20 protein-coding genes and 1 pseudogene are annotated in these 22,106 nt (G+C 72.1%); 8 read left to right on the top strand and 13 right to left on the bottom strand.

Translation table 11 applies throughout. The features are described from left to right. The first annotated feature begins 28 nt into the window (after nt 1-28). Nucleotides 29-2,305 (top strand): xanthine dehydrogenase family protein molybdopterin-binding subunit, encoded by a 2,277-nt coding sequence (locus tag FVE89_RS04950; RefSeq protein WP_160533020.1) that lies wholly within the window; start codon nt 29-31, stop codon nt 2,303-2,305. Between the two features lie 137 nt (nt 2,306-2,442). Here the strand turns inward: FVE89_RS04950 and FVE89_RS04945 are convergent, their stop codons facing one another. The 7 genes from FVE89_RS04945 to FVE89_RS04915 form a co-directional block, all read right to left on the bottom strand. Continuing rightward, nucleotides 2,443-5,661: a glycoside hydrolase family 2 TIM barrel-domain containing protein gene (locus tag FVE89_RS04945; RefSeq protein ID WP_160533019.1), complete on the bottom strand. Its 3,219-nt coding sequence runs from the start codon at nt 5,659-5,661 to the stop codon at nt 2,443-2,445. 166 nt (nt 5,662-5,827) lie between these two features. Further along, nucleotides 5,828-6,964, bottom strand: a complete 1,137-nt coding sequence (locus tag FVE89_RS04940; protein ID WP_160533018.1) for an aldo/keto reductase — start codon at nt 6,962-6,964, stop codon at nt 5,828-5,830. Nucleotides 6,965-7,019: 55 nt separating this feature from the next. Beyond that, entirely contained in the window at nt 7,020-7,700 is a 681-nt protein-coding gene (gene larB, locus FVE89_RS04935; protein ID WP_160533017.1) for a nickel pincer cofactor biosynthesis protein LarB, read from the bottom strand. Continuing rightward, a complete protein-coding gene (locus FVE89_RS04930; RefSeq protein WP_160533016.1) occupies nt 7,697-8,623 on the bottom strand; it encodes an adenine nucleotide alpha hydrolase in 927 nt (308 codons plus the stop codon). The genes larB and FVE89_RS04930 overlap by 4 nt, the downstream gene beginning before the upstream one ends. Continuing rightward, a complete protein-coding gene (locus FVE89_RS04925) occupies nt 8,620-9,909 on the bottom strand; it encodes a LarC family nickel insertion protein (RefSeq protein ID WP_160533015.1) in 1,290 nt (429 codons plus the stop codon). Before FVE89_RS04925 ends, FVE89_RS04930 begins: the two co-directional genes overlap by 4 nt. 121 nt (nt 9,910-10,030) lie before the next feature. After that, the gene (locus FVE89_RS04920) at nt 10,031-10,741 is read right to left on the bottom strand and encodes a Crp/Fnr family transcriptional regulator (RefSeq protein ID WP_160533014.1); all 711 of its coding nucleotides are present in this window, start codon (nt 10,739-10,741) and stop codon (nt 10,031-10,033) included. A 381-nt stretch (nt 10,742-11,122) separates the two neighbouring features. After that, a complete protein-coding gene (locus FVE89_RS04915; protein WP_160533013.1) occupies nt 11,123-12,292 on the bottom strand; it encodes a YihY/virulence factor BrkB family protein in 1,170 nt (389 codons plus the stop codon). Nucleotides 12,293-12,468: 176 nt separating this feature from the next. On the opposite strand from FVE89_RS04915, the gene FVE89_RS04910 reads away from it, so the two are divergent. Both FVE89_RS04910 and FVE89_RS04905 read left to right on the top strand, forming a co-directional pair. Next, complete coding sequence (locus FVE89_RS04910) at nt 12,469-13,449, top strand: SDR family oxidoreductase (protein WP_160533012.1); 981 nt, start codon at nt 12,469-12,471, stop codon at nt 13,447-13,449. Between the two features lie 127 nt (nt 13,450-13,576). Beyond that, nucleotides 13,577-14,362 carry a sigma-70 family RNA polymerase sigma factor gene (locus FVE89_RS04905; protein WP_160533011.1) on the top strand — a complete coding sequence of 262 codons (786 nt, stop codon included), beginning with the start codon at nt 13,577-13,579 and terminating at the stop codon, nt 14,360-14,362. A gap of 224 nt (nt 14,363-14,586) precedes the next feature. On the opposite strand, the gene FVE89_RS04900 is transcribed toward FVE89_RS04905, so the two are convergent. From FVE89_RS04900 to FVE89_RS04890, 3 genes are all read right to left on the bottom strand, one after another. Continuing rightward, nucleotides 14,587-14,835 carry a hypothetical protein gene (locus tag FVE89_RS04900; RefSeq protein ID WP_160533010.1) on the bottom strand — a complete coding sequence of 83 codons (249 nt, stop codon included), beginning with the start codon at nt 14,833-14,835 and terminating at the stop codon, nt 14,587-14,589. 160 nt (nt 14,836-14,995) lie between these two features. After that, entirely contained in the window at nt 14,996-15,295 is a 300-nt protein-coding gene (locus tag FVE89_RS04895) for a hypothetical protein (RefSeq protein ID WP_160533009.1), read from the bottom strand. Between the two features lie 36 nt (nt 15,296-15,331). After that, on the bottom strand, nt 15,332-15,889 hold the full coding sequence (locus FVE89_RS04890; RefSeq protein ID WP_160533008.1) for a metallophosphoesterase: 558 nt from the start codon (nt 15,887-15,889) through the stop codon (nt 15,332-15,334). Between the two features lie 224 nt (nt 15,890-16,113). On the opposite strand from FVE89_RS04890, the gene FVE89_RS04885 reads away from it, so the two are divergent. Beyond that, a complete protein-coding gene (locus tag FVE89_RS04885; RefSeq protein WP_246730502.1) occupies nt 16,114-16,851 on the top strand; it encodes a DNA-3-methyladenine glycosylase 2 family protein in 738 nt (245 codons plus the stop codon). Here the strand turns inward: FVE89_RS04885 and FVE89_RS04880 are convergent. Further along, nucleotides 16,757-17,020: a hypothetical protein gene (locus FVE89_RS04880; protein ID WP_160533007.1), complete on the bottom strand. Its 264-nt coding sequence runs from the start codon at nt 17,018-17,020 to the stop codon at nt 16,757-16,759. The two genes, FVE89_RS04885 and FVE89_RS04880, sit on opposite strands and share 95 nt — an antisense overlap. 148 nt (nt 17,021-17,168) lie before the next feature. Here FVE89_RS04880 and FVE89_RS04875 point away from each other — a divergent pair, with 148 nt between their 5' ends. From FVE89_RS04875 to FVE89_RS04860, 4 genes and pseudogenes are all read left to right on the top strand, one after another. Beyond that, complete coding sequence (locus FVE89_RS04875; protein ID WP_202130597.1) at nt 17,169-18,419, top strand: histidine kinase dimerization/phosphoacceptor domain -containing protein; 1,251 nt, start codon at nt 17,169-17,171, stop codon at nt 18,417-18,419. Nucleotides 18,420-18,620: 201 nt separating this feature from the next. Continuing rightward, nucleotides 18,621-19,019: a DUF1640 domain-containing protein gene (locus tag FVE89_RS04870; RefSeq protein ID WP_160533006.1), complete on the top strand. Its 399-nt coding sequence runs from the start codon at nt 18,621-18,623 to the stop codon at nt 19,017-19,019. Between the two features lie 119 nt (nt 19,020-19,138). Beyond that, nucleotides 19,139-20,302 (top strand): hypothetical protein, encoded by a 1,164-nt coding sequence (locus tag FVE89_RS04865; protein ID WP_160533005.1) that lies wholly within the window; start codon nt 19,139-19,141, stop codon nt 20,300-20,302. Nucleotides 20,303-20,415: 113 nt separating this feature from the next. Beyond that, nucleotides 20,416-20,622 (top strand): annotated as a pseudogene (locus FVE89_RS04860) (hypothetical protein); the annotation flags it as partial. Between the two features lie 81 nt (nt 20,623-20,703). Here the strand turns inward: FVE89_RS04860 and FVE89_RS04855 are convergent. Continuing rightward, on the bottom strand, nt 20,704-21,381 hold the full coding sequence (locus FVE89_RS04855) for a carbonic anhydrase (RefSeq protein WP_160533004.1): 678 nt from the start codon (nt 21,379-21,381) through the stop codon (nt 20,704-20,706). Nucleotides 21,382-21,480: 99 nt separating this feature from the next. Continuing rightward, on the bottom strand, nt 21,481-21,645 hold the full coding sequence (locus tag FVE89_RS04850; protein WP_160533003.1) for a hypothetical protein: 165 nt from the start codon (nt 21,643-21,645) through the stop codon (nt 21,481-21,483). Nucleotides 21,646-22,106 lie beyond the last annotated feature (461 nt).

Here is a 22,106-nt window from a genome sequence, read left to right as displayed (position 1 = left end):
CCCGGCGGCCGCGGACGCGGAGGGCGGCATGGATTCGGGCGCGCAGGACACCGACGGCCATCTCGGCCGCCCCCACACCCGGGTCGAGGGACCCGACAAGGTCACGGGCCGGGCCCGCTACAGTTCCGACCTCGTCGGCCCGGAGACGAACACCGCCCACGCCGCCCTGGTGACCAGCACCATCGCCCGGGGCCGGATCACCGGGTTCGACCTCGACGCCGCGAAGGCCGTGCCGGGTCTGCTCGCCATCTTCACCCACCGGGATTTGTCCGGCGCGGTGGCCCCGGTGAAGCACCTGATGGCCGGCGGCTACGCCAACAGCTCGCACCGGCCGCTGGATTCCGACGCGATCGCCTATGCCGGCCAGATCGTGGCCCTGGTGGTGGCCGAGAGCCAGGAGACCGCCGAGGCGGCGGCCGGTGCGGTGAAGGTCTCCTATGCGGCCGAGCCTGCCGCCGGCGGCTTCGACGCGCCGGGCGCCGAGACATTGCGCCTCGCCGACCTGAAAGCCCATCACGAGGACATCGAACGGGGCGACGCCGGGGCGGGTTTTCGGGATGCGGCCGTCCGGGTCGAGGCGCGCTACGAGACCCCGGTCCAGCACCACAACCCGATCGAGCTGTTCACCACCCGGGCCGCCTGGGACGGCGACCGGCTCACCGTGCACGAGCCGACCCGCTACGTCGGCGCCGTGCAGCACGGGCTCGCGGCGCAGCTCGGCCTCGATCCCGCGCAGGTGCGCGTGGTGGCGGGCCTGATCGGCGGCCATTTCGGCTCGAAATTCGCGCTGTCGCAGCACACGGCGCTGGTCGCGCTGGCGGCGAAGCGCCTCGGCCGGCCGGTCTCCCTGGTGCCGAGCCGGCGGCAATGCTTCACCATCGCCAATTACCGGCCGGAATCGCGCCACCGCATCCGCCTCGGCGCCGACCGGACCGGCCGCTTCACCGCCCTGGTCCACGAGGCCGAGACCGTGACGTCGCGCTTCGATCCCTTCGTCATGGAGGGCGCGGAGGTGACGGCGAGCCTCTACGCCTGCCCGAACATCCGCACCGAGGAGCGGGCCGTGCGGGTCGACCGCAACACGCCCGGGCCGATGCGGGCGCCCCCCGAAGTGCCGTTCCTGTTCGCCCTGGAGAGCGCCGTCGACGAGATGGCGGTGGCCCTCGGCATGGACCCGATCGAGTTGCGCCGGCGCAACGACACGGCTTTCGATCCGGTCTCGGGAAAGCCGTTCTCGACCCGGCCGCTGATGGCCTGCTTCGAGGCGGGCGCCAAGGCCTTCGGCTGGTCGCGCCGGGTGCCGCGCTCAGGCGCGATGCGCGACGGGCCCTGGTTGGTCGGCCTCGGCTGCGCGACCTCGGTGCGCCCGGTGAAGATCGCTGCCGCGACGATGCGGGTCCGGCTCGGCCCGGACGGCTCTGCGGAGGTCTCGTGCGCACACCACGAGATCGGCAACGGCATCACCACGCTGCTCGCCCTGGGTGCGGCGGACGGGCTCGGCGTGCCGGTGGAGCGCGTGACGGTCCGGCTCGGCGACACGGACCTGCCGCCGGCCGGCATTTCGGGCGGGTCGAGCACGACCACCAGCCTGATGAACGCCCTGTCGCTCGGCTGCCGGCAGATCCGCGAGACCCTGGCGCAGGCCGCGACCGGGCAGGGCGGACGCCTCGCCGGCCGGGATCCGGGCTCGCTCCGTCTCGCGGGCGGCCGGCTGGCCGCGCCGGACGGGACCGGAATCGTACTGGCTGAGGCCGTCAGCCCCGAGGGCGTCGAGACGATCGCGGATTTCGTGCCGGCAGGCGGCGACCGAGACAAGGCGCTCGCGGGCCTGCGGCAGGGCCATATCGGGCTCACCCTCGGCGGGGGCGGCAAGGCCGTGTCCTGGGGGTTCGGCGCGCAGTTCGCGGAGGTCCATGTCCATGCCGAGACCGGGGAGATCCGGGTGGCGCGGCTGACCGGCGCCTTCGCGGCAGGGCGGATCCTCAACCCGCTGACCGCGAAGAGCCAGCTCATGGGCGGGATGATCTGGGGCCTCGGCTCGGCGCTGCTCGAAGAGACGGTGGTCGACGGCGCCGCCTACCGCAACCCGGATCTCGCCGAGTACCTCGTCCCCACGGCGGCCGACGCGCCGGAGGTCGAGGCGCTGCTGGTGCCCGATCCCGACGATCAGGTCGACGCGCTGGGGCTGAAGGGCCTGGGTGAGCTCGGGATCATCGGGGTGAACGCGGCCATCGCCAACGCAATCCACCACGCCACCGGCCGCCGCATCCGCAGCCTGCCGATCCGGCTGGAGGATGTGGTGTGAGGGCGGGACCGGCCTGAAAAGTCCCGGTTTCGAAAGGTCCGAGACCTTTCGCGGGTGCAGGGCGGAGCCCTGCGATCGGGGCTCCATCCCGACACCCCGCCCAAAGGCCCGCGCCCTCTGGACACCCACGACCGGCCTCACTCCGCGCCCGTGGCGCTGGCCGGGCGGGCCTTGTCGGGGGTCGTGCCGTCGCTCGTGAACGGAGTCAGCCGGACGGCGACGCGGGTCGGCTCCGCCCGCGTGCGGTACTGGGGCAGGGGCTTGCCGAAGGCGCTCCACTGAGTGTCGCCGCCGACACCCCATTGCACCGCATCGACCAGCAGCGTGCCGTGGTCGTGGGGCACGATGTCGGTCGATTTCCAGGTCCCGGGCGGGTGCCGGTCGAGGTCGGCGTAGGGGAAGGCCAGCGCGTTCATCATCAGCGGCCGCTCGCCCGCGATCCGCAGTCCCCGGCCGCCGCCGGACAGCTCCATCCACCGCACGTCGACCTTGTTGCCGGTCTCCTGCGGGCGGATGAAGTCGTGGTTCTGCTCGGCGATCACCCCGCGCCACAGCCCGACCGGCGCCGAGGTCTTGCGATCCACGTAGCTCTCGTGCGGCCCGCGCCCGTACCATTCGACCGTGACGATGTCGGTCGGCAGCGCGAAGGCGAGCCCGACGCGGAACGGCGGCGGCAGGTCCGCCTTCACTGGGGTGAGCTGGCCCGAGATCGCGACGCTGCCGTCGCCCGCCATGGCGTAGGTGGTGGAGAAGGTCGCGGCGCCGTCGCCCAGAACGAAGTCCACGCTCACCTCGGCGCCCGCATCGGTGCGCCGGCTGCGCAGGGCGATGACGCGGCGGGTCTCGCTCAGCGTCTTCCAGACGGCGAGTTCCCGGTCGACGCCGATGCCGATGTCGTTGTCGGTGACCGCGCGCCAGAAATGCGGCGCCCCGCCGGTCGCGAGGGGGCGCCCGGCCTGGGTGTAGCGCCCGATCAGCCCGGTGGCGTGGTCGATCGACAGCGTTGCGTCGCCGGCCGCCAGGGTGACGGCCCCGTCCGCCTCGGTCAGGGTCACCGCGCCGGCCGGCGCCGGCTCCGGCGGCCGCCCGGGCTGAAGCGCGAACTGCTCGAACCCGACCAGGGTCCCGGCGGGCACGAGCGGGACCGCCCCCGCCTCGGCGCGGACGTTGACGGTCACGAAAGACTCCGATCCCGGCCGGCGCGCCCGGGCGGCGAGCGGCAGGGTGATCGTGTCCGCGCCGCGCGCCGGGGTGGCGAGCGGCGGCAGCGCGCCGCGCGCCACGGGTACCCCGTCCTCCTCCAGCACCCAGTCGAGGGCGAAGCCCGATAGGTCGCGGAAATCGTGGCGGTTGCGGACCGTCAGCCGCCCGGTCGCCGGGTCGAACCCGTCGAACTGCACCGGGGCGTAGACCTTGCGCAATTCGTAGAGCTGCGGGTTCGGGGTCCGGTCGGACTGGAGCAGGCCGTCGCCGAACTCGATCTCGCCGCCCGGATTGGGCCCGTACTCGCCGCCGTCGCCCCAGTAGCGCCGGCCGTCCTTGGCATAGCGGTACATCGACTGGTCGATCCAATCCCAGGCGAAGGCACCCTGGAGCCGGTCGGGATGCGCGTAGATCGTGTCCCAGTATTCCTTCAGGTCGCCGCCCGACTGGCCCATCATGTGGGCGTACTCGCACTGGATCATCGGCTGCTTGAACGCCCAGTTCCGCGCGTAATCCGCCATCTTCACCGCCGGATCGTACATCGGCGCGTAGAAGTCGGCGTACCAGTTGGGCCGGTGGTCGTGGATGTCGTCCCAGGTCCCCCAGCCGAGATAGCTCACCAGCCGGCCGGGGTCGCGGGCCTTGGCGGCGGCGGCCGCGGCCGCGAAGTTCGGGCCGATCCCGGCCTCGTTGCCCAGGGACCACGCGATCACCGACGGGTGGTTCTTGTCGCGCTCGATCATGTTGACGACGCGGCTGACATGCGCGTCCTTCCAGGCGGGATCGAAGCCGAGCTGGAGCCGGCCGCGCTCGTCGGGATGCTTGTTCGCGTAGTCCATATACGCGTGGCTCTCGATATTGGCCTCGTCCATGACGTAGAGGCCGTACCGGTCCGCGAGCGCATAGAGATACGGGTCGTTGGGATAGTGCGAGGTCCGGATCGCGTTGATGTTGTTGCGCTTCATCAGCTCGATGTCGCGCTCCATCGCGGCGCGGCCGACCACGTGGAAGGTCTCCGGGTCGTGCTCGTGCCGGTTGACGCCACGGATCGTGATCGGCTTGCCGTTGACGGAGACGAGGCCGTTCCGGATCTCGACCGTCCGGAACCCGATGGGCAGATGGGTCGACTGGATGAGCGCGTCGGCGGCATCGTAGAGTTCGATCAGGAGCCCGTAGAGGTTGGGCGTCTCGGCGGTCCACGCCTTCACGCCCGGCACGGTGCCGGAGAGCGTCACCGCACGCGCCGCATCGCCCGCCGCGACGGTGGCGCGGCCCTCGCCCACGACCCGCTCGCCGTCCAGCAGCACGTAGCGGGCGCTCGCCGCCGCCCCGGGGGTGACCGCCAGATCGACCGCCAGCCGGCCGTCGCGATACGCCTCGTCCAGCCCGGCATGGACGAAGACGTCGCGGATCCGGGTCCGGGGCGCGGCCATCAGGAACACCTCGCGCTCGATGCCCGAGACGCGCCAGAAATCCTGATCCTCCAGGTAGCTGCCGTCGGACCAACGGAAGACCTGGATCGCGACGGTGTTGGTGCCTGGCTTGACGAAGCGGGTGACGTCGAACTCGCTCGGCAGCTTCGAATCTTCCGAATAGCCGACTTTCTGGCCGTTGACCCAGACGTAATAGGCCGAGCCGGCGGCGCCGATATGCAGGATCACGTCGCTGCCGGTCCAGCCGGCCGGCACCTCAACGTCGCGCCGGTACGAGCCGACCGGGTTGGTCGCGTGCGGGATCAGCGGACGGTTGGCGGGGAACGGATAGGTGATGTTGTTGTAGCGCGGCTGATCGAACCCCTCGGCCTGCCAGTCGGCGGGGACCTTGATGGTCTTCCACGCCGACACGTCGTAGCCGGGCTGCTCGAATCCCGCCGGCAGCCTGTCGGCGTCGGGCGACAGCGTGAACCGCCACGTCCCGTTCAGCGACAGGAACCGCGCCGAGGCCGTACGCTCGCCGGCCAGGGCCTTGGCCCGCGTCTCGAACGGGAACCCCGTGGCCCGCGCGGGCTCCTTGCCGATGGCGTTGACGGCCGGATTCTCCCAATCGGGCCGGGATGCATCGACCTGAACCGGCTGGACCTGCGGCACCTCCTGCGCGCCGGCTCCCGCCAGGAGCCCGACAAGTCCCACCCCCGCCAGCATCAGCCTGCGCATGCGATTCCCCCCGGTCTGACGTTCTTATTTGTCAGACAATACCGCGCTGCGGGTCGAACGCAACGCGGCTGCACGCGGTCAGGGTTGGGACAACGTGCGGCGGGATGGCTGAGCCTCTACGGTGGCCCGTCCTCCGCTTCGGGAGCGCGATCCGGGACGGGCGCGCCTACTCCATCGTCGGCGCGAGCTTCTTCACCCCCTGCACGTCATCCCCCAGCCACGCCGCATTCTTGGCGGTGCCGTCGAAGGTCGCGCTCGTCTTGAACAGCTCGTACTTGCCCTCCAGCGCGTAGGGCTTCGACCGTGACAGCAGCTCGGCCACCGTCGCTTTGTCCATCGGCTTGAAGGTCTTCACCGCCTCGAAGGCCTGGTCGAGGTCGCGCTGGTTCTGGATGCCGGTGATCACCACGGAGACCGGCAGGTTCAGCGAGAAGTGCAGGTACTCGATCGGCTTGATCGGCGCGTCTGCCTTCAGGATCACCCCATCGCCGAACGTCTTCATGGCGAGCGGCGCGATGCCGTTCTGCACGAGATACGGCAGCACGAGGTGGCTGAACGAGCGGAAATGCGCGTCCATCACGTTGACGGGCATCTGCACGGAATCGAAGTGGAAGCCGCGCTCGGCCGCCACCTCCAGCATCTGCAGGTGGATGCGCGGGTCCTTGTGGCCGGTGAAGCCGATATAGCGCAGCTTGCCGGCCTTCTTGGCCTCCAAAAACCCCTCCATGGCGCCGCCCTCGGCGAAGACCCGGTCGGGATCGTCGTAGCGCAGGATCTCGTGGTGCTGGACGAGATCGATCCGGTCGGTGCGCAGGCGCAGGAGCGACTGGTCGATCTGCTTGATCGCCTCCTCCTTGGTCCGCCCGTCCATCTTGGACATCAGGAAGACCTTGTCGCGGTAGCCGCCCTGGGCCAGGGCCGCGCCCATGCGCAACTCGGAGCGCCCGTCGTTGTAGTCCCAGCAATTGTCCATGAAGGTGATGCCGCGGTCGATCCCGGCATGGATCAGCCGCGTCGCCTCGTCGTCCGTCACCGCGCTCTTGCCGAGGTGGAACCCGCCCATCCCGATCGCCGAGATCTTTTCCGACGTCTTCCCGAACGACCGGTAGAGCATCTCGCCCCGGCGCTCGCCGGGATCGGTGATGAAGGGCAGGTCCGCCGGGTCCTGCGGGCGGGTGTTCGGCAAGGGGCCGGCGGTGACGGGGGCGTTCACGGCCGCACCTGCGCTGCCGGTGCCAGCCAAGCTCGCGCCGGAAAGTCCGGCGCCGAGCACGGCGCCCTGTAGGAAGCTGCGGCGTTCCATCGGCTGTCTCCGTTCGAGAATGTCGAGGTGAGGGGAGGTAATGCGTCGGGCGGGGTCATCGTTCGCGCTCCTCGGCGAGGCGTCCTGCCGCGTGGAGCAGGCGCAGGGCGGCGCAGGCGGCGCCGTAGCCGTTGTCGATGTTGACCACCGTGATGCCGGGGGCGCAGCTCGCCAGCACCGCCTCGAGCGCCGCCCGGCCGCCCGCCGCGACGCCGTAGCCCACGGAGGTCGGGACCGCGATCACCGCCCCGGCCACGAGGCCGCCGACGACGCTCGGCAAAGCCGCATCCATGCCGGCGGCGACGATCACCACCGGATGCGCCCGGATTTCCTCGATCCGCGTGGTCAGCCGCCACAGGCCGGCGACGCCGACATCGGCGAAGAGCGAGGCCGCCCGGCCGCCATAGGCGAGCACCCGCAGGGCCTCGCGGGCGACAGGCACGTCCGAGGTGCCGGCCGCCACCACGGCGATCCGGGCCGGACCCGTGACGCGGGGCGCCTCGCCGAACACGGCGGTGCGCGAGACCGGGCAATAGTCGAGCCGCGCCGCCTCCCTGAGCCGGTCGCGCTTCTCCGGATCGAGGCGGGTGAGCAGGAGCGAGGCGCCGCGCGCGCGCGCGGCCTCCAGGATCGCGTCGATCTGCTCCGGGCTCTTGCCGGCGCAGAAGATCGCCTCCTCCAGGCCGATCCGCTCGGACCGGGCGAAATCGAGGGTGAATTCCTCCGCGACGCTCATGCCCGGGCCTCTCCCTGCTGCACCAGGAAGGCGCTGCCGACCCGATAGGGGGCGAAGCGGACGAGGCCGGCGAGACGCGGCGGTGCGATCGCCCGGATGCCGGCGCCCAGCTCGGCGCGGCTCTCCGCGTCGAGGGCCGCGAGGCTCCCGGGATCGAGTTCCACCACCACCCCCTCGGCGCGCACCCGGCAGCGGACCGCCCGCTTAGAACCGTGCCCGACCGCGTTGCCACCGGGCACGGCTCTAAGCCTTTGTTTTGACGCGCTCTCTTGCGCCGAACCGGTCTCCACGTCGGCGGAGAGCGCTCCAGCACCGCTGCCCGCATCGAGCGCCCCGCCGACCAGCTGCTCGACGGAATGGATGAAGCTCAAAATCTCCGGCTCGATCGCGATGCCGGTCTCGACCCGGCTCGACAGGCAGGGCGCCGCCGGCAGCTCCGCCACCGCGCCGAGGCCGAGGCCGCGGGCGAGCGCCCGGACCGCCGCCTTGTCGAACCCGGCCTCCACGTAGGGGTGGCGCACGCCGTGCTCCCGGGCGGCGTCGAGGCCGGGGCGGTACTCGCCGAGGTCGTCGCGGTTGGCGCCCGACAGGATCTGCCGATCGGTCACCTGCCGGACCGCGCCGTAGAGATTGGTCTTGCAGAAGAAGCAGCGGTTGACCGGGTTCGCCCGGTAGGCCGGGTCGGCGAACTCGCCGGCCTCGATCACCCGCAGGTCCCAGCCCTCGCGGGCGGCCTCGGCCCGGACGCGCGCGGTCGCCTCTCCGGGCACGGCCGGCGAGACCGCGTGCACCATCAGGGCCGCCCCCGGCGCCAGCCGGTGGGCGAGGGTGGCGAGCGTCAGGCTGTCGACCCCGCCGCTCACCGCCACCGCGACGGGCCCGAGCCCGGCGAGGACCGTTTCGAGATTTTTTTGGCGCGTCACCGCTCCTCCTCCGGCTGCTGGTCCAGCGCGCGCCGCTCGGCCTCGCGGCGCAGGGCGGCCCGCGCGGCGTGGCCTGCATGGTCGCGGGCGTCGTCGGCCTCGGCCTTGGCGGTGCGCCCGCCCGGCCGGTCGACCACCTTCACCCGGACGTTCCGGCCGGCCTGCTCCACCGTGCGGGATTCGCGGTCGAGCACCGCGCCCGCCACACGGTGGTAACGCAGGCCGATCGTGGTGGTCTCCCGGAAGCAGGCCGCGATCGCCGCCTCCAGGCTGTCCGGCCGCACCAGGACCTGGATATGGGCCATCATCCGGCCCTTCTTGCCGAGGACCGGCGCCTGCACGACGTCGAGGATCCCGGACTCGGCGCGCAGCCGGTCGAGGCCCAGGGCGAGATCCTCGCCGGACTGGTCGTCGATCTCGAAGGCGATCACCGCGAGTTCCCGCCGGCCCAGGCGGGACGCGGCGCCCTCCTCCAGCACCAGGGCGCGCAGGCAGTTGCTCAGGCCCGGCAGCGCCTTCGTGCCGAAGCCGATGCCGGTGCGCCCGAGGATGCCCCGGGGCCGGCCCCGCCCGGGATCGCCGCCGCAGAGATGGCGCAGGATCGCGGCTCCCGTGGGGGTGACGCGCTCGCCGGGGATCCCGTCGTCGAGGGTGGCGAAACCGTCGAGCAGCAGCGTCGTGGCGGGGGCCGGGACGGGGAGGGGGCCGTGCTGGGTCCGCACCCGGCCGGAGCCGAGCGGCAGGGCCGAGACGCTCCAGCTCCGCGCCTCCAGCGCGGCGATCAGGTGGGCGGCCGCCACGATGTCGGCGATCGAGTCGAAGGCCCCGACCTCGTGGAACGCCACCGCCTCGACCAAGAGGCCGTGGACCCGGGCCTCGGCATCAGCGAGGTGCCCGAAAATGCCGAGCGCGTGCGCCCGGACCGCCGGCGCGAGATCCGCTTGCGTCAGCGCGGCGCGGATCTCCGACCAGGGCCGGTGGCCGTGGCCGGGCCCGTGGGCCTGCATGTGGTCGTGCGCATGGTCATGATCGTGGTCATGATGGTGGTGATGGTGATCGTGCCGGTGACCCGCCCGGTGTTCGGGCTCGTCCCCGGGTCCGGAAACGACAAAACGCGCCCCGCGCAGGATGCCGTCATTGTGCGGCTGCAGCGCGCAGGCGAGGCGGGCATCGACCGCCCGGATGCTGGCGCCCACGCCCTCACGATGCTCGGGAAAGGCGTCCAGCAGCGCGGCGGCGAACATGTCGCCGGCTACGCCGCCGAGGGCGTCGAGGTGGATATGCATCGTCTGCCGGTCGGCCCGCCGCGGATCACGCGATCCCGCTCAGATCGGCCGCATCGGCCCCAAGGCAAGGTTCGCCGGGGGATTCAGGGACGACCCGTGCCGCGGCGTATCGCCCGTCCGCTCACGCGGGCTGCAGGTAGGCCGGGTCGAACAGCCCCCGCTCCCGCAGGCCGTCGAGGTCGCGGATCGTCAGGCGCCGGCTGCGGAGGATGACGAGGCCGCTGCTGCGCAGCTCCTTGAGGGTGCGGTTGATGTGCACGCTCGTCTGGCCGAGGGCGTCGGCGAGGTCCGGCTGCGTCACCGGCATCGGCAGCGTGGTCCCGTCCGCCAGGCCCGCCCAGGTGAGGCGCAGGTGCAGCTCGCAGAACAGGTGCGCCAGCCGCTCGATCGCCGAGCGGCGCCCGACGCTGGCGATCCATTCGCGGTGGATCGCCGTGGTGGCGAGCATCTCCCGACACAGGCCCTCCTCGATGGCGGGCCGGCCGCGGACCGCGTCGCCGATCTGATCGGGGGTGATCCGCGCGACCGTGACGGGGGTCAGCGCCCCGATGGCGTGATCCATGCGCCCGCGGCGGAACGCGAAGGGGTCGCACAGGTCGCCCGGCAGGAGCAGGGCGACGATCGCCCGCCGTCCGTCCGGGAACTGCTTGTAGCGGCAGGCCCAGCCGTCGAGGATGAGATGCGTGTGATACGGTTCGGTGTGCGGCCCCTCGATGTCCTGGCGGCCCGCGACGTGGCGGATGTGCTGGCGCGCGAGGCCGTCCAGGATCGCGCGGTCCTCGGGCGCGAGGCGGACATGCCGCTCCATCTTCCGGACGAAGGGATTCTCCACGCCCGCCTCCGGTCAGATCGCGGCGATGCCTGCGGGGCGGGCGCGAACCGGCCTCATGCCGCTGGCCTGGAGGCCATCCACGGCATCGCGGCCGGGCCGGTGCAGGCGACGGTGCTGTCGAAGATATCGATCAAGTTGTCAGGCACGGATATTTCAATCGGCAGAAGGTCAACGGTTTTCCGGAGAGCGAAGCCCGGATGTTCTTGCCTCGCTTGTGCCCGGACCGGGGAAACGCGCGCCAACCTGTGTTAGTTTGCCAAGCGGGACCTTCACGCCGGGTTCGAGACGGTGCGAATCCTCGCCCGGTCCGGGAGCCAGACCCGCCATTGCTTGCGGCTGTCGCAGTTGTGCTGGTGCGTGACCTGCTCCGTACCGGCCGCGCTATTCCGCGGCGGCTCCCACCGTATCGGCCATGCGCGCCCGGCGGGTCCCGAGCGGCTGCGGCGCGCCGACCGTGGTGTCCTCGGCGGTCTGATGCTCCATCTCGGCGTTCAGCTGGGCGCCGGCCAGCACGATCATGGTCGAGAGCCAGATCCAGGTCATGAAGCCGATGGCCGCGCCGAGCGAGCCGTAAGTCTTGTTGTAGCTGCCGAAATGGGCGACGTACCAGGAGAACAGCAGCGAGGCGGCGAGCCAGAGCACGGCCGCGAGCGCGCCCCCCGGCGTGACCCAGCGCCAGCGCGGCGCGTCCCGGCTGGGGCCGTAGCGGTAGAGCAGGGCGAGGCCGAGCAGCACCGCCACGAGCAGCAGCGGCCAGCGCAGCCACGTCAGCCACCACGCATCCGTGCCGAGCCCGATATAGGCGAGCACCACCGGCAGAACCACGATGGCCGACAGCGCCAGGATGAGGAACAGCAGCGCGCCGGCCGTGAAGCCCAGCGAGATCAGGTTGAGGACGACGAGGTTGCGCTTCTCGCGCTCGTTGTAGACGAGGTTGAGCGCGTCGAAGACGTGCTTCACCCCGCCATTCGCGCTCCAGACCGACAGGACGATGCTGAACAGCAGGCTGAACCCCAGCGTCGTGTTGCCCTGCTCGTTCAGGCGCTTGACCTGATCGCCGATGATCTCCAGCGCGCCCTGGGGCAGGATGCCCTGGAGGCTGGCGAGCTGGTCGTTGATGGTCGAGGCATCGGCCACGAGGCCGTAGCACGAGACCAGGGCCGCCACCGCGGGGAAGATCGCCAGCAGGGTGAAGAAGGTGACGCCCGCCGCGATCAGCGACAGGCGGTTCTCGCCGATGTCGCGATAGGTGCGCAGCGCGATGTCCTTCCAGCCCTTGGCGGGAATCTCGGTGGGCGTCGCGGCGTTGCGCCCGCGATCGGCCTGGCTCCGGGCGACGGCATGGGCCGCGCCGCCTTCGTGCGAGGGGGAGGGCCGGCGCGCCCCGTCCTGGTCGGAGGCGGGATCCGAAACCCGGCCCCGGGGCGGCCCCGACCGGCGCGGGAGGGCCACGAGGCCGATCAGCGCCGTGGCCAGCGCCAGCGTCCAGACCGTTGACGCCTGTCCCGGCGGACCGGCGGCCTCGGGGCGGGCGGGTTCGGGGGCTGGCATCGGCGGATCCCGGACAGGTTCTGAGCAACGTCTGAGCAACGAGCGGCGCGCGGGCTCCGTGACGCCCGAGGGCGTGTTCGAATGGCCGCAGCCGCGAAGGGGAACGCCGCATCGCGCATAACGGTTCGCCTTCCAGTTGCAGCATCGCCCATCGCGACAGCGCGTGGAGAACCGGCATGGCGCCTCTGAACGGCCGCACCGTCGTCATCACGGGGGCTTCGAGCGGCATCGGCCGGGCCGCGGCCGGGGCCTTCGCGGCCCGGGGCGCCCGGGTGGTGCTGGCCGCCCGCCGGGCCGAGGTGCTCGACCGCCTCGTCCGGGACCTGCGCGCGGAAGGGGCCGAGGCTCTGGCGGTCCCCACCGACGTCACCGACCCGGAGGCGGTGGCGGCCCTGGCCGGGGCAGCCCTGCGCCGCTTCGGCGGCATCGACGTCTGGATCAACAACGCGGGCACCGGCGTGTTCGGCCCCCTGCTCGACGCGCCGCTGGACCTGCACCGGCAGACCATCGCGGTGAACCTGCTCGGCGCGATCCACGGGGCCTACGCGGTGCTGCCGCACTTCCTCGACCGCGGCCGGGGCACGCTGATCAACACGGTCTCGATGGGCGGCTGGGCGCCGACGCCCTTCGCGGCCGCCTACACGGCGAGCAAGTTCGGCCTGCGCGGCTTCTCGGCGAGCCTGCGCCAGGAACTCGCCCGGCACCGGCACATCCATGTCTGCGGGGTCTTTCCGGCCATCGTCGACACGCCGGGCCTCGAGCACGGGGCCAACGTCACGGGCAAGCGGCTCAATCCCGGCCACCTGTTCTACGCCCCCGAGGCGGTGGCCGAGACCTTCATCCGCCTCGTGCGCCACCCCCGCGACGAGGTCGCGGTCGGCTGGCCGGCCCGCCTCGCGCAGGTCGGCTACGCGCTCGCCCCGTACCCGACCGAGCACCTGATGGGCCTCGGCTTCCGCCGCGCCCTCGACCGGGCCGATCCGGGTCCGCGCAAGCAGGGCGCCCTGCGCGAGCCGGTGCCGCAGGGGACCTCCGCGGACGGGGGCCTGCGCGCCGCCAAGGGCGTGCCCTCCGCCGGGACGCTGAGCGTCGGCCTCGCCGCCGCCGCGGCCTGCGCGGCCCTGGCGCTGGGGGTCGCGGCGACGCGGCGGGACTGATCACCGGATCCCCGCGGCCGATTGGCGTTCGGGCAAACCGCTAACCCATGTTGCGGCATGGGCGGCCCCGGCGCGCCACAACCGGTCCGCGGGCCCGGCCGGCCCGATCGCCGACGACCGGACCTGAATGCCCGAACCCGAAGGCTCATCCCTCCTCGATCCCGTCGCGGATTCCCTTGAGGACCCTGTCGAGGATGTCGCCGACGAGACCGTCGAGGACACCCGGCACGGCCTGCCGGAGGCGGTGCGCGCCCATCTGGGCACCCTGCTCGGCCACGCCTACGACCGGATCGGCCCGGCGCCGGGGGCCGCCTCGGATCGCTTCGCCGAGCTCCTGGCCCGCCTCGAGGCCGCCCTCGCCCAGGCCGAGGGCGAGCGGGAGGCGACGTTCCGCGCCGGGCTGCTGGAGGTGGTGCCGGCGCTGCACCGCTTCGCCGTCTCGCTGACCCGCGACCCGGCGGCGGCCGACGACCTCGTGCAGGACACGCTGCTGCGCGGCTGGCGCGGCCGCGGCGGCTTCACCCCCGGCACCAATCTGGAGGCGTGGCTGTTCACGATCCTGCGCAACGTCTTCTACAGCCAGCACCGCAAGCAGGGCCGGGAGGTCGCGGATTCCGACGGCAACCATGCCGAGCGGCTGACCAGCATCCCCGAGCAGGGGGGGCATCTCGACCTGCAGGACGTGCGCGCCGCCCTCGACCGCCTGGCGCCGATGATGCGCGAGGCGCTCGTCCTCGTGGCGATCGAGAACCTGAGCTACGAGGAGGCCGCCGCCGTGATGAACTGCCGGATCGGCACCGTGAAGAGCCGGGTCTGGCGCGCCCGGGAGCAGCTCGCCCGGATGCTCGGCTACAGCGGGGCCGAGATCGGCAATGACGGCGTGATGCTGTCGGTGACCGGCACCACGGCCTGACGGGCCGCCCTCGCCGGGCCAGGTTCTCAACACCGAATACGCAAATTCAGCGCTTATCCAGATGTATTCGGCGGGAAATTTGACTTAGGTGAAAGCGCCCGGGCGCAGACCTGGGCGATATGAAGCGGGTTGGGTCGATCCGTCGGCTCGGCTCGGCTCCCATCGGTGCGACATCCCCCCGATCCACCGATGGGAGCCCCCTTCGGCTCCCGCAAGCTGCGCTCTCAGCCCGAAGCGCCCCCCGCCCGGTCCGCGTCGAGCTGCTGCAGCAGCTCCGCCAGCCGCGGATCCAGAGCCTCATCGATCACCGGATCGTACAGCGCCCGCAGCTCGTGGCCGAGGCGCAGGCGCGTCTGCGCATCGAGGAGCGGACGGCTCGGGATCGGGACTACCCGCAGGGCGGGCTGGGTTCCGCCCGGACCTGTCCGTGGGGCGGATCTCGGGTCGGCGCGCTGAGGGTCGGATTGGGGCATGCCGCCTTACATCGGCCCCGGCCCGGGCGACGGCAACCGTTCAGGCCACGGAGTTTTCCGGAGGTCCGGCTGTGCACCGGCATGTCAGGGCTCTGCCCTGACAACCCACCAAAGGGCTTCAAGCCCTTTGGAAACCCCGGATCCCAGGCCGAGCAGGCCCTCAGGCGTCGTCCTCGGGCGCGAACACCTCGCCCCTCTCGGCCAGGACGGTGTCGGCCGTGTCGCGCGCGAGCGCGTCGGCCGGAGGACCCGAATCGGCGCCGCCGAGCAGCCGCGTCATCGCGCCCTCCCAGCCGGGCGGCAGGGCCTGCCCCTGGCCGGCGAGGATCTGCCCGGCGCGGCGGCTGATCCGGTCCCGGTCCGCCGGGTCCATCTCGGCGAAGGCGCTCCCGAGACCGAGTTCGGTCCCGGCCTGGAGGGCGGCTTCGGCCCAGCCGGGGGGTGAAGGCGTGTCGGTCATGGCGGTGCGGCCTCCTGTGGGAATCCGGTCTGCGACTCAGCGCAGACCGCGGGCGGCGAGTTCCTCCGGCACGAGCGTAGCCGCCGCCTGACGCGCCAGGATCGCGTCGAGGGTGACCGGACGATCGTCCCAGGCGTCGACGCCGACGTCGCAGGACCGGGTCGTGTCGGCGAGCCAGCCATGGCTGTGGCCGTAGAGGTGGCGCGTCTCCCGCCACAGGCCCGGCCAGGCCCGGTGCGCGTAGTGCGACAGGAACAGCCGGTGCTCCAGGCCCTCGGCATCCGGGATCGACAGGCGGGCGCTGTCCACGGGCGGCTCGGCCCAGGGCAGGTCCAGCACGCGGTTCGAATCGTGATTGCCGCGGACGAGGCGCTTCGTCCCGTTGAGCCGGGCGAAGACCGCCGCGCAATGGTCGCGGCTCGCATGGGCGGCGAAGTCGCCGAGGTGCCAGACGCTGTCCCCGGGGCCGACCACGGCGTTCCATCGGGCGATCAGGGTCTCGTCATGGGCCTCGACCGTGTCGAACCGGGCCCGGCGCTGCCGGAGGATGTGCGGATCACCGAAATGCGTGTCCGCGGTGAAGTAGATCGTCATGACGCGCGCCAGGTCGATTGCCCCAGGGCCGAGAGCCGTTTATCGAACCGGCACACCATCATCGTTCCTCGCGGTGGCGCTCATCTCGAACATCCTGGTTTCAAAAGGTCTTCGACCTTTTGCGGGTGCAGGGCAGCGCCCTGCGATCGGGCGGACTTCGGCCGTCGAGCTTCGCTTGATGCGCCAAGGCTTCGCCCTGGCAACCCACCAAAGGGCGTAGACCTTTGGAATCCCTCGATCCGGCCATCTACGCGCATCTCCTGACGGCGGCCGGCGCGTACCCGGCCCTGCGGGACGCCCTGGAGCGGACCGGGCCGATCCGGATCGAGCCGGCGGCGCATGGTTGCGTCGCCGAGCGCCTGTTCGTCGAGGTGGTCAACCAGCAGCTCTCCACCCGGGCCGCCGGGGCGATCTGGGCGCGGATCGAGGCCGCTGCGGTCGCGGCCGCCTGCGATCCGCGCGGGTTGTTCGCGGCCGGCGACCCGGATCGCCTGCGGGCCTGCGGCCTCTCGGGCAACAAGGTCCGGGCCCTGCAGGCGATCGTCGCGGCCGAGGCGGCGGGCCTGCTCGGCCCGGAACTCGCCGGGCTGGCGCATCCCGAACGCGCCGCGATCCTGTGCGGCATCCGCGGCGTCGGCCCCTGGACCGCCGACATGGTCGGCATCTTCCATTTCCACGATCCCGACATCTGGCCGGAGGGCGACGTGGCGGCGGTCGGATGCCTGCGCCGGCTGACCGGCCAGGCCGACACGCGCGCCGTCGCGGCGGCCTTCGCGCCGTACCGCTCGATCCTGGCCCGCTATCTCTGGCGCATCAAGGATTCGGGCGGCGTGGCGGACGCGCCGCCCGCCGGACGGGCAGAAGGCCTCAGCGCCCGACCTCCCGGCGCAGGGCCGCCACCATCGCCTCGACCGCCTGCTGCGCCGTCTCCCCGAGCTCGATCTCGGTCTCGCCCGCGGTGACGAGGCCGCGCGCCGCCAGTTCCTCGACGCCGTGCGGATCGGCCTCGTGGCCGGCGCCGTCCTTGCGGATCACCGAGGTGACCCGCTCGCCGCTGACGAGCCGGTGGTAGGCCGCGAAGGCGAAGATCGAGAGCGCCTCGTCGGAGAGTCCGTTCAGGTCGTCGGCCATGCTGTGCGCTCCTCGCATCGGGTTCGACGGACGAACGCCGCAGGACCCCGAGGGCTCCGGCCCCCGGCGGGGGTGCGACGACGGGTGCGGCCGCGCCGTCACGCGCGCGTCGCGCCGGGACGCCCTTCCTGCTACTCTGCCGGGATCCATGACCGCGAAACCCGACCTGACCGCAGTGGAACCCAGCCCAGGCGCGGCCCTCGAGCCCGCACGCACCGATCCAAAACACCCCGACCTGGATTACCGCCTGCGCCAGCAGATCATCCTGTCGGAGTTCGGCGTCGAGGCCCTGCGGGGCACCGATGTCGACCACCTGCTGCAGCGGGCCGCGGAGCTGTGCGCGGAGGGCATGGGCGCCGAGTTCTGCAAGGCGCTCGAATACCGGCCCGGCGCCGATACGCTGCTGGTGCGGGCGGGCGTCGGCTGGGGCGCCGACGTGATCGGCAAGGCCCGGGTCGGTGCCGATCTGGCCTCACCGGCGGGCTTCGCGCTGAAGACCGGCCGGCCGGTGATCTCGAACCACCTCGCCGCCGAGACCCGCTTCCGCACGCCCCAGCTCATGGCCGAGCACGGCATCCGCCGGGCGATCAACGTGCTGATCGAGAACCGGGAGGGCGCCTTCGGGGTGCTGGAGGTGGACGACACCCGCGAGGGCATGTTCGAGGAGGCCGACATCGCCTTCATGCAGGGCTTCGCCAACCTGCTCGGCGGCGCCATCGAGCGCCAGCGCACCGAGAGCCTGCTGCGGGCGGCGCTCGCCCGCCAGGATCTGCTGGCCCGGGAGATGAGCCACCGGGTCAAGAACAGCCTCGCCATCGTGGCGAGCCTGCTCGCCCTCCAGGCCCGCGCCGCCGAGGCCGAGCCCGCCGTGCAGGCCGCCCTGACGGATGCGCGCAGCCGCGTCGAGGCGATCGCGGGCGTCCACGACCAGCTCTGGCGGCAGGGTGACAAGGTGGCCGGAGACGGGGAGGGGGTTCCGGGCGAGCTCGACCTCGCGCCGTTCCTGGAGAAGCTCGTGGCGAACCTCGCCGGCGGCCGGCCCGACCAGCGGATCGCCTGCACGGCCGCGCCGCTCCGGATCTCGGCCGACCGGGCGATCCCGATCGGGCTCCTGGTCAACGAACTCGTCACCAACGCGCTCAAATACGCCTACCCGCCGGAGACGCATCCGGAGGGTGGCGAGATCCGGGTCCGGGCCGAGCCCGGGCCCGACGGCCTCGTGGTCGCGGTGGCCGATGACGGGGTCGGGCTGCCGCCGGGCTTCGAGATCGGGCGCGCCTCGAAGAGCCTCGGCATGCGGGTCGTCGGCAGCCTGACCCGCCAGCTCGGCGGCCAGCTCACGATACCGGAGACGCCGCGGGGCACCTGCTTCCGGCTGGAAGTACCGCTGACGCCCTGAGCCGCGCGGGCATCCCGGGCCTGGAGCGGCCCCCGCTTGCACGGCCTGCAGGCATCGATAGGATCTCGGTCATCGCATCCGAATCCGGGCCTCCGCGCGGGCCGATCACGATGACCGCCTCCACATGACCGCCTCCGAGCCGCAGGCGATGGATCCACCGCCCGGTTCCCGCGGTCACGAGCCGGGGCCGGGGATCGGCGCATGACCGCCGTCGCCTTCGACACGCTCCGCTTCGTCCGCACGCTCCGCGAGAAGGCGAAGATGTCGCCGGAGCAGGCGGAGGGACTGGCCGATGCCGTCGCGGAGGCGATCCAGAACGATCTGGCGACGAAGACCGACATCGCCATGGTCCGGACGGACATCGAGGCGCTGCGCCTTTCCACGAAGACCGACATCGAGGCTTTGCGGCTCTCCACGAAGGCCGACATCGAGGCCCTGCGGCTCTCCACGAAGGCCGACCTGCGCGAGGCGGAGCTGCGCCTGGAGGCCAGGATCGAGTCCACCAAGACCGAGATCATCAAGTGGATGATCGGCTCGATCGGATTTCAGGCGCTCGTGATCGTCGGCGCGGTCGTGGCCCTCACGCGCGGCCTGCACTGAACACCACGCGCCCGCCGGGTCTTGGCTCAGGCGCGCGGATCATCACGAAAGGCGGCGCCCGGCATCCGGGATGGCCTGCAGGGCTGGACAAATACTCCGCGCCGCCGCGATCTGGCGCGATGGCGCGACGCAACGGAACAGGGGCGAAGACCGGGATCGGGGAGGGGGCGGCCGCGACGCTCGCCCGGCGGCTCCACGCCTTCCGGAGCCTCGGCGACAATTGCGAGTTCGGGTTCGTGCAGCGCTACGGCGGGGTCGAGCCCTCCGGCCTGCTGCGCTTCTCCTACACGCCGCTGGAGGACCTGATCCGCGGCCTGCGCTGCGGCTTCGCGGATTTCGGCGTGCCGGGGGACCTGCGCCTGTCGGTGAGCGCGGGCGGCACCTATTACTGCCACAGCCGCGCGTACAACATCTGGGCCAATACCGGACACCCCGCCGGCTCGATCGCGCCGGAGACGCTGCTGGAGCGGGAATACGGCCGGCTCGCCCATCTCAAGCGCAAGTTCCTGGACGAGCTCGCCGAGGGCTCGAAGATCCTGGTGCGGAAGGTCGGCCGCGACGAGCCGGATTCCGGCTTCGCGCGGCTCGCCGAGGCGGTCCGGGCGCACGGGCCTTCGACGCTGCTGCGCGTCACCGAGGCCGGGCCGGCCTGGACGCCGGAGCCCGTCCGGCGCGTCGCCGATCACCTGATCGCGGGGCGGGTCCGCCGGTTCGCGCCGGCGGAACAGGCCTGGGAGGTGGATCTGGAGCCCTGGATGCACCTCGTGGACAGCGCCGCCGCGCTGGTTCACGGCGCGGCGCCAAGCCGCCTGGAGGCTGACGCCTTCCCGGAGGCGCTGGCGCTGTCGGGCCGGCTGCGCCGGCATGTCGGCCGGCACCGGGAGCCGGCGATCAGCGCCTTCACCCGGACGGTCGATCCGGCCCGGTTCGACCGGGACGCGATCCACGTCTTCTCGAGCTGGGTTTGGATCCCGGAGGATTTTTCCGGGACGCGCGTCTTCGCGGCGGCCGGTTACGCCCGGCTCGGCTGGCGCGACGCCGACCTGTCGCGGCGCGGCTGCTGGCAGCGCATCTGGGCCGCGGGACGGCTGCGCCCCGAGGTGGCGGGTGAGCCGATCGGCCTCGGGATGATCGGAACCCGCCGGGACGGTTTCTGGTCGATCGGTGCGCGCTTCGCCGCGGGCCCGATCCCGGGCGACGCGCCCGAGCCCGCCCTTGCGCGGCCGCCGGCCCGATTTCCGGGGCAGGACCTCCTCGCCCGGCTGCGACCGCGGTTTCCTTGAGGTCGGGCAAGCGGCTGGCGCTGGCGCCCCGGAAGGACTGGGCGGTCAACCGTCGGGCCGCCCCGGTGGCCGAGGCCCTGGCGGCGTGATGACGGCCTTCGACGACGGGCGGGGCGACGGGGCAGCCGAAGTATCAGGCCACGCGCAGCGACCTCGTGTTCGGGTCGAACGCGCAGCTGCGCACCATCGCGGACGCCTATGCGGGAAGCGACGGCGCGGCGCGGTTCGTCAGGGACTTCGTCCGGGTCTGGGACAAGGTCATGATGCTCGGCCGCTACGACGTGAGGGGCGACAAGCGCTACGCGCCCATGGCGGCCTGAGATCGGGCAGCAGGGAGGGCCATAAACGGCCCCGCCTCTCCCCCTCTGCGGGGGCGGGGGAGGGAGAGCGTGGCGCTCCGCTCAGGCCGCCCGCCGGCGGCTGCCGGCGAAGGAATCCTGGGCCACCGGCATGTCGGCCTCCGCGATCGGCCGGAAGCGGCCATCCGCGCCGTCATAGGCCAGCAGGGCGCCGGTCTCGATCTCGAAGAACCAGCCGTGCAGGCGCAGCGTCCCCTTGGCGAGGGCGGCCGCGACGCTCGGATGCGTGCGCAGGTTGGCGAGCTGCACCACCACGTTCTCCAGGGCGAGGGCGTGGTGACGGGCCTTCCCGTCCAGGTCCTCCGGATAGGCCTCGCAGACGATCCGCTCGGCGGCCTCGGCGTGGCGCAGCCACGCGGCGACGCTCGGCATCCGTGCCAGCGCGTCCCGGTGCATCAGCCCGTGCATCGCACCGCAATCGGAATGGCCGCAGACCACGATGTCGCGCACCTTGAGCGCCACCACGGCGTACTCGATCGCCGAGGAGACGCCGCCGACCACGTCGGAGGCCGGGGGGACGATGTTGCCGGCGTTGCGGCAGACGAACAATTCGCCCGGCCCCGCCTGGGTAATGTGCTCCGGCGAGACCCGGGAATCCGCGCAGGCGATGATCAGCGCGCTCGGGTGCTGACCGTCGCGCCCAAGCTGCTGGTACATCGCGCGCTGGCCGGGGAAGACGTGGCCCTGGAAGGCGGCGATGCCCTGGATGAGGTTGTTCATGAACGGATTCCCGATACGGGGTGGAAGCGGGGGAGGGGGAAGGTGGTGGAGAAGGCCGGCCGGGCCGGAGCCGGGCGGTGGGTCGATCGCGGCGTGATTTCAGCGCGCCGGCCGGCGGCGCTCGGCGGCCCCGGACGCCCGATGGGGCTCGACCGAAGGGCGGACCAGGGCAGCCAGGGGCATCAGGACGGACGCCGCGAGGGCAGCGGTCGGGACGGCGCGGTCGAGGGCCGGGCGGAGGATCGAGAGGGGGCGTGCGCGCATCGTCGTGTCTCCTCGTCTGGTCTGGCTCTGCGAAAGACACCGTGTCCTTGCCGATGCCGTGACCATAGCCATGATCAGACGGGCCCGATGTGCGTCCCTGCACGGTAGAACCATGAAAACTTCAGTCCTGGCCCCGGGATTTACTGTGTGCGTCGGCGCACGCCGAAGTGTTTTCGGCTTCCGGCGCCGGGATTACGGTGCACCGTGAGCGGCGTGCGCTGTGCGAGTCGGGCTTCGCGTCCTCTCGTGTGCGCAGAATGGCTTCAAACCTCATCGCGCGCGGTCACGCGGTTGCTCAGGTGCGCGTTCGCTTCGCGCGGGCGTGAGCGATCGGCACGGGTCATCTTGCCGTCACGAGCAGATGCGCTGTGCAGGGTCCTGGATGCAGAGGCGCGGTCGTTTGATGTCATTTGACAAGGCCGGAGCGCTCAAATCCAAGGTCTGAGGCGACACGCGGTGAG

Source organism: Methylobacterium sp. 2A (genome assembly GCF_009806555.1).
GTDB lineage: Bacteria > Pseudomonadota > Alphaproteobacteria > Rhizobiales > Beijerinckiaceae > Methylobacterium.
This window is presented reverse-complemented; position numbering and strand designations above follow the sequence as displayed.

What these genes read in the sequence shown, in the direction of transcription:
- FVE89_RS04950 (WP_160533020.1), top strand. Translation starts at nt 29, where the DNA reads ATGGATTCGGGCGCGCAGGACACCGACGGCCATCTCGGCCGCCCCCAC.
- FVE89_RS04945 (WP_160533019.1), bottom strand. Translation starts at nt 5,661, where the DNA reads ATGCGCAGGCTGATGCTGGCGGGGGTGGGACTTGTCGGGCTCCTGGCG.
- FVE89_RS04940 (WP_160533018.1), bottom strand. Translation starts at nt 6,964, where the DNA reads ATGGAACGCCGCAGCTTCCTACAGGGCGCCGTGCTCGGCGCCGGACTT.
- larB (WP_160533017.1), bottom strand. Translation starts at nt 7,700, where the DNA reads ATGAGCGTCGCGGAGGAATTCACCCTCGATTTCGCCCGGTCCGAGCGG.
- FVE89_RS04925 (WP_160533015.1), bottom strand. Translation starts at nt 9,909, where the DNA reads ATGCATATCCACCTCGACGCCCTCGGCGGCGTAGCCGGCGACATGTTC.
- FVE89_RS04915 (WP_160533013.1), bottom strand. Translation starts at nt 12,292, where the DNA reads ATGCCAGCCCCCGAACCCGCCCGCCCCGAGGCCGCCGGTCCGCCGGGA.
- FVE89_RS04910 (WP_160533012.1), top strand. Translation starts at nt 12,469, where the DNA reads ATGGCGCCTCTGAACGGCCGCACCGTCGTCATCACGGGGGCTTCGAGC.
- FVE89_RS04905 (WP_160533011.1), top strand. Translation starts at nt 13,577, where the DNA reads ATGCCCGAACCCGAAGGCTCATCCCTCCTCGATCCCGTCGCGGATTCC.
- FVE89_RS04900 (WP_160533010.1), bottom strand. Translation starts at nt 14,835, where the DNA reads ATGCCCCAATCCGACCCTCAGCGCGCCGACCCGAGATCCGCCCCACGG.
- FVE89_RS04895 (WP_160533009.1), bottom strand. Translation starts at nt 15,295, where the DNA reads ATGACCGACACGCCTTCACCCCCCGGCTGGGCCGAAGCCGCCCTCCAG.
- FVE89_RS04890 (WP_160533008.1), bottom strand. Translation starts at nt 15,889, where the DNA reads ATGACGATCTACTTCACCGCGGACACGCATTTCGGTGATCCGCACATC.
- FVE89_RS04880 (WP_160533007.1), bottom strand. Translation starts at nt 17,020, where the DNA reads ATGGCCGACGACCTGAACGGACTCTCCGACGAGGCGCTCTCGATCTTC.
- FVE89_RS04875 (WP_202130597.1), top strand. Translation starts at nt 17,169, where the DNA reads ATGACCGCGAAACCCGACCTGACCGCAGTGGAACCCAGCCCAGGCGCG.
- FVE89_RS04870 (WP_160533006.1), top strand. Translation starts at nt 18,621, where the DNA reads ATGACCGCCGTCGCCTTCGACACGCTCCGCTTCGTCCGCACGCTCCGC.
- FVE89_RS04865 (WP_160533005.1), top strand. Translation starts at nt 19,139, where the DNA reads ATGGCGCGACGCAACGGAACAGGGGCGAAGACCGGGATCGGGGAGGGG.
- FVE89_RS04855 (WP_160533004.1), bottom strand. Translation starts at nt 21,381, where the DNA reads ATGAACAACCTCATCCAGGGCATCGCCGCCTTCCAGGGCCACGTCTTC.
- FVE89_RS04850 (WP_160533003.1), bottom strand. Translation starts at nt 21,645, where the DNA reads ATGCGCGCACGCCCCCTCTCGATCCTCCGCCCGGCCCTCGACCGCGCC.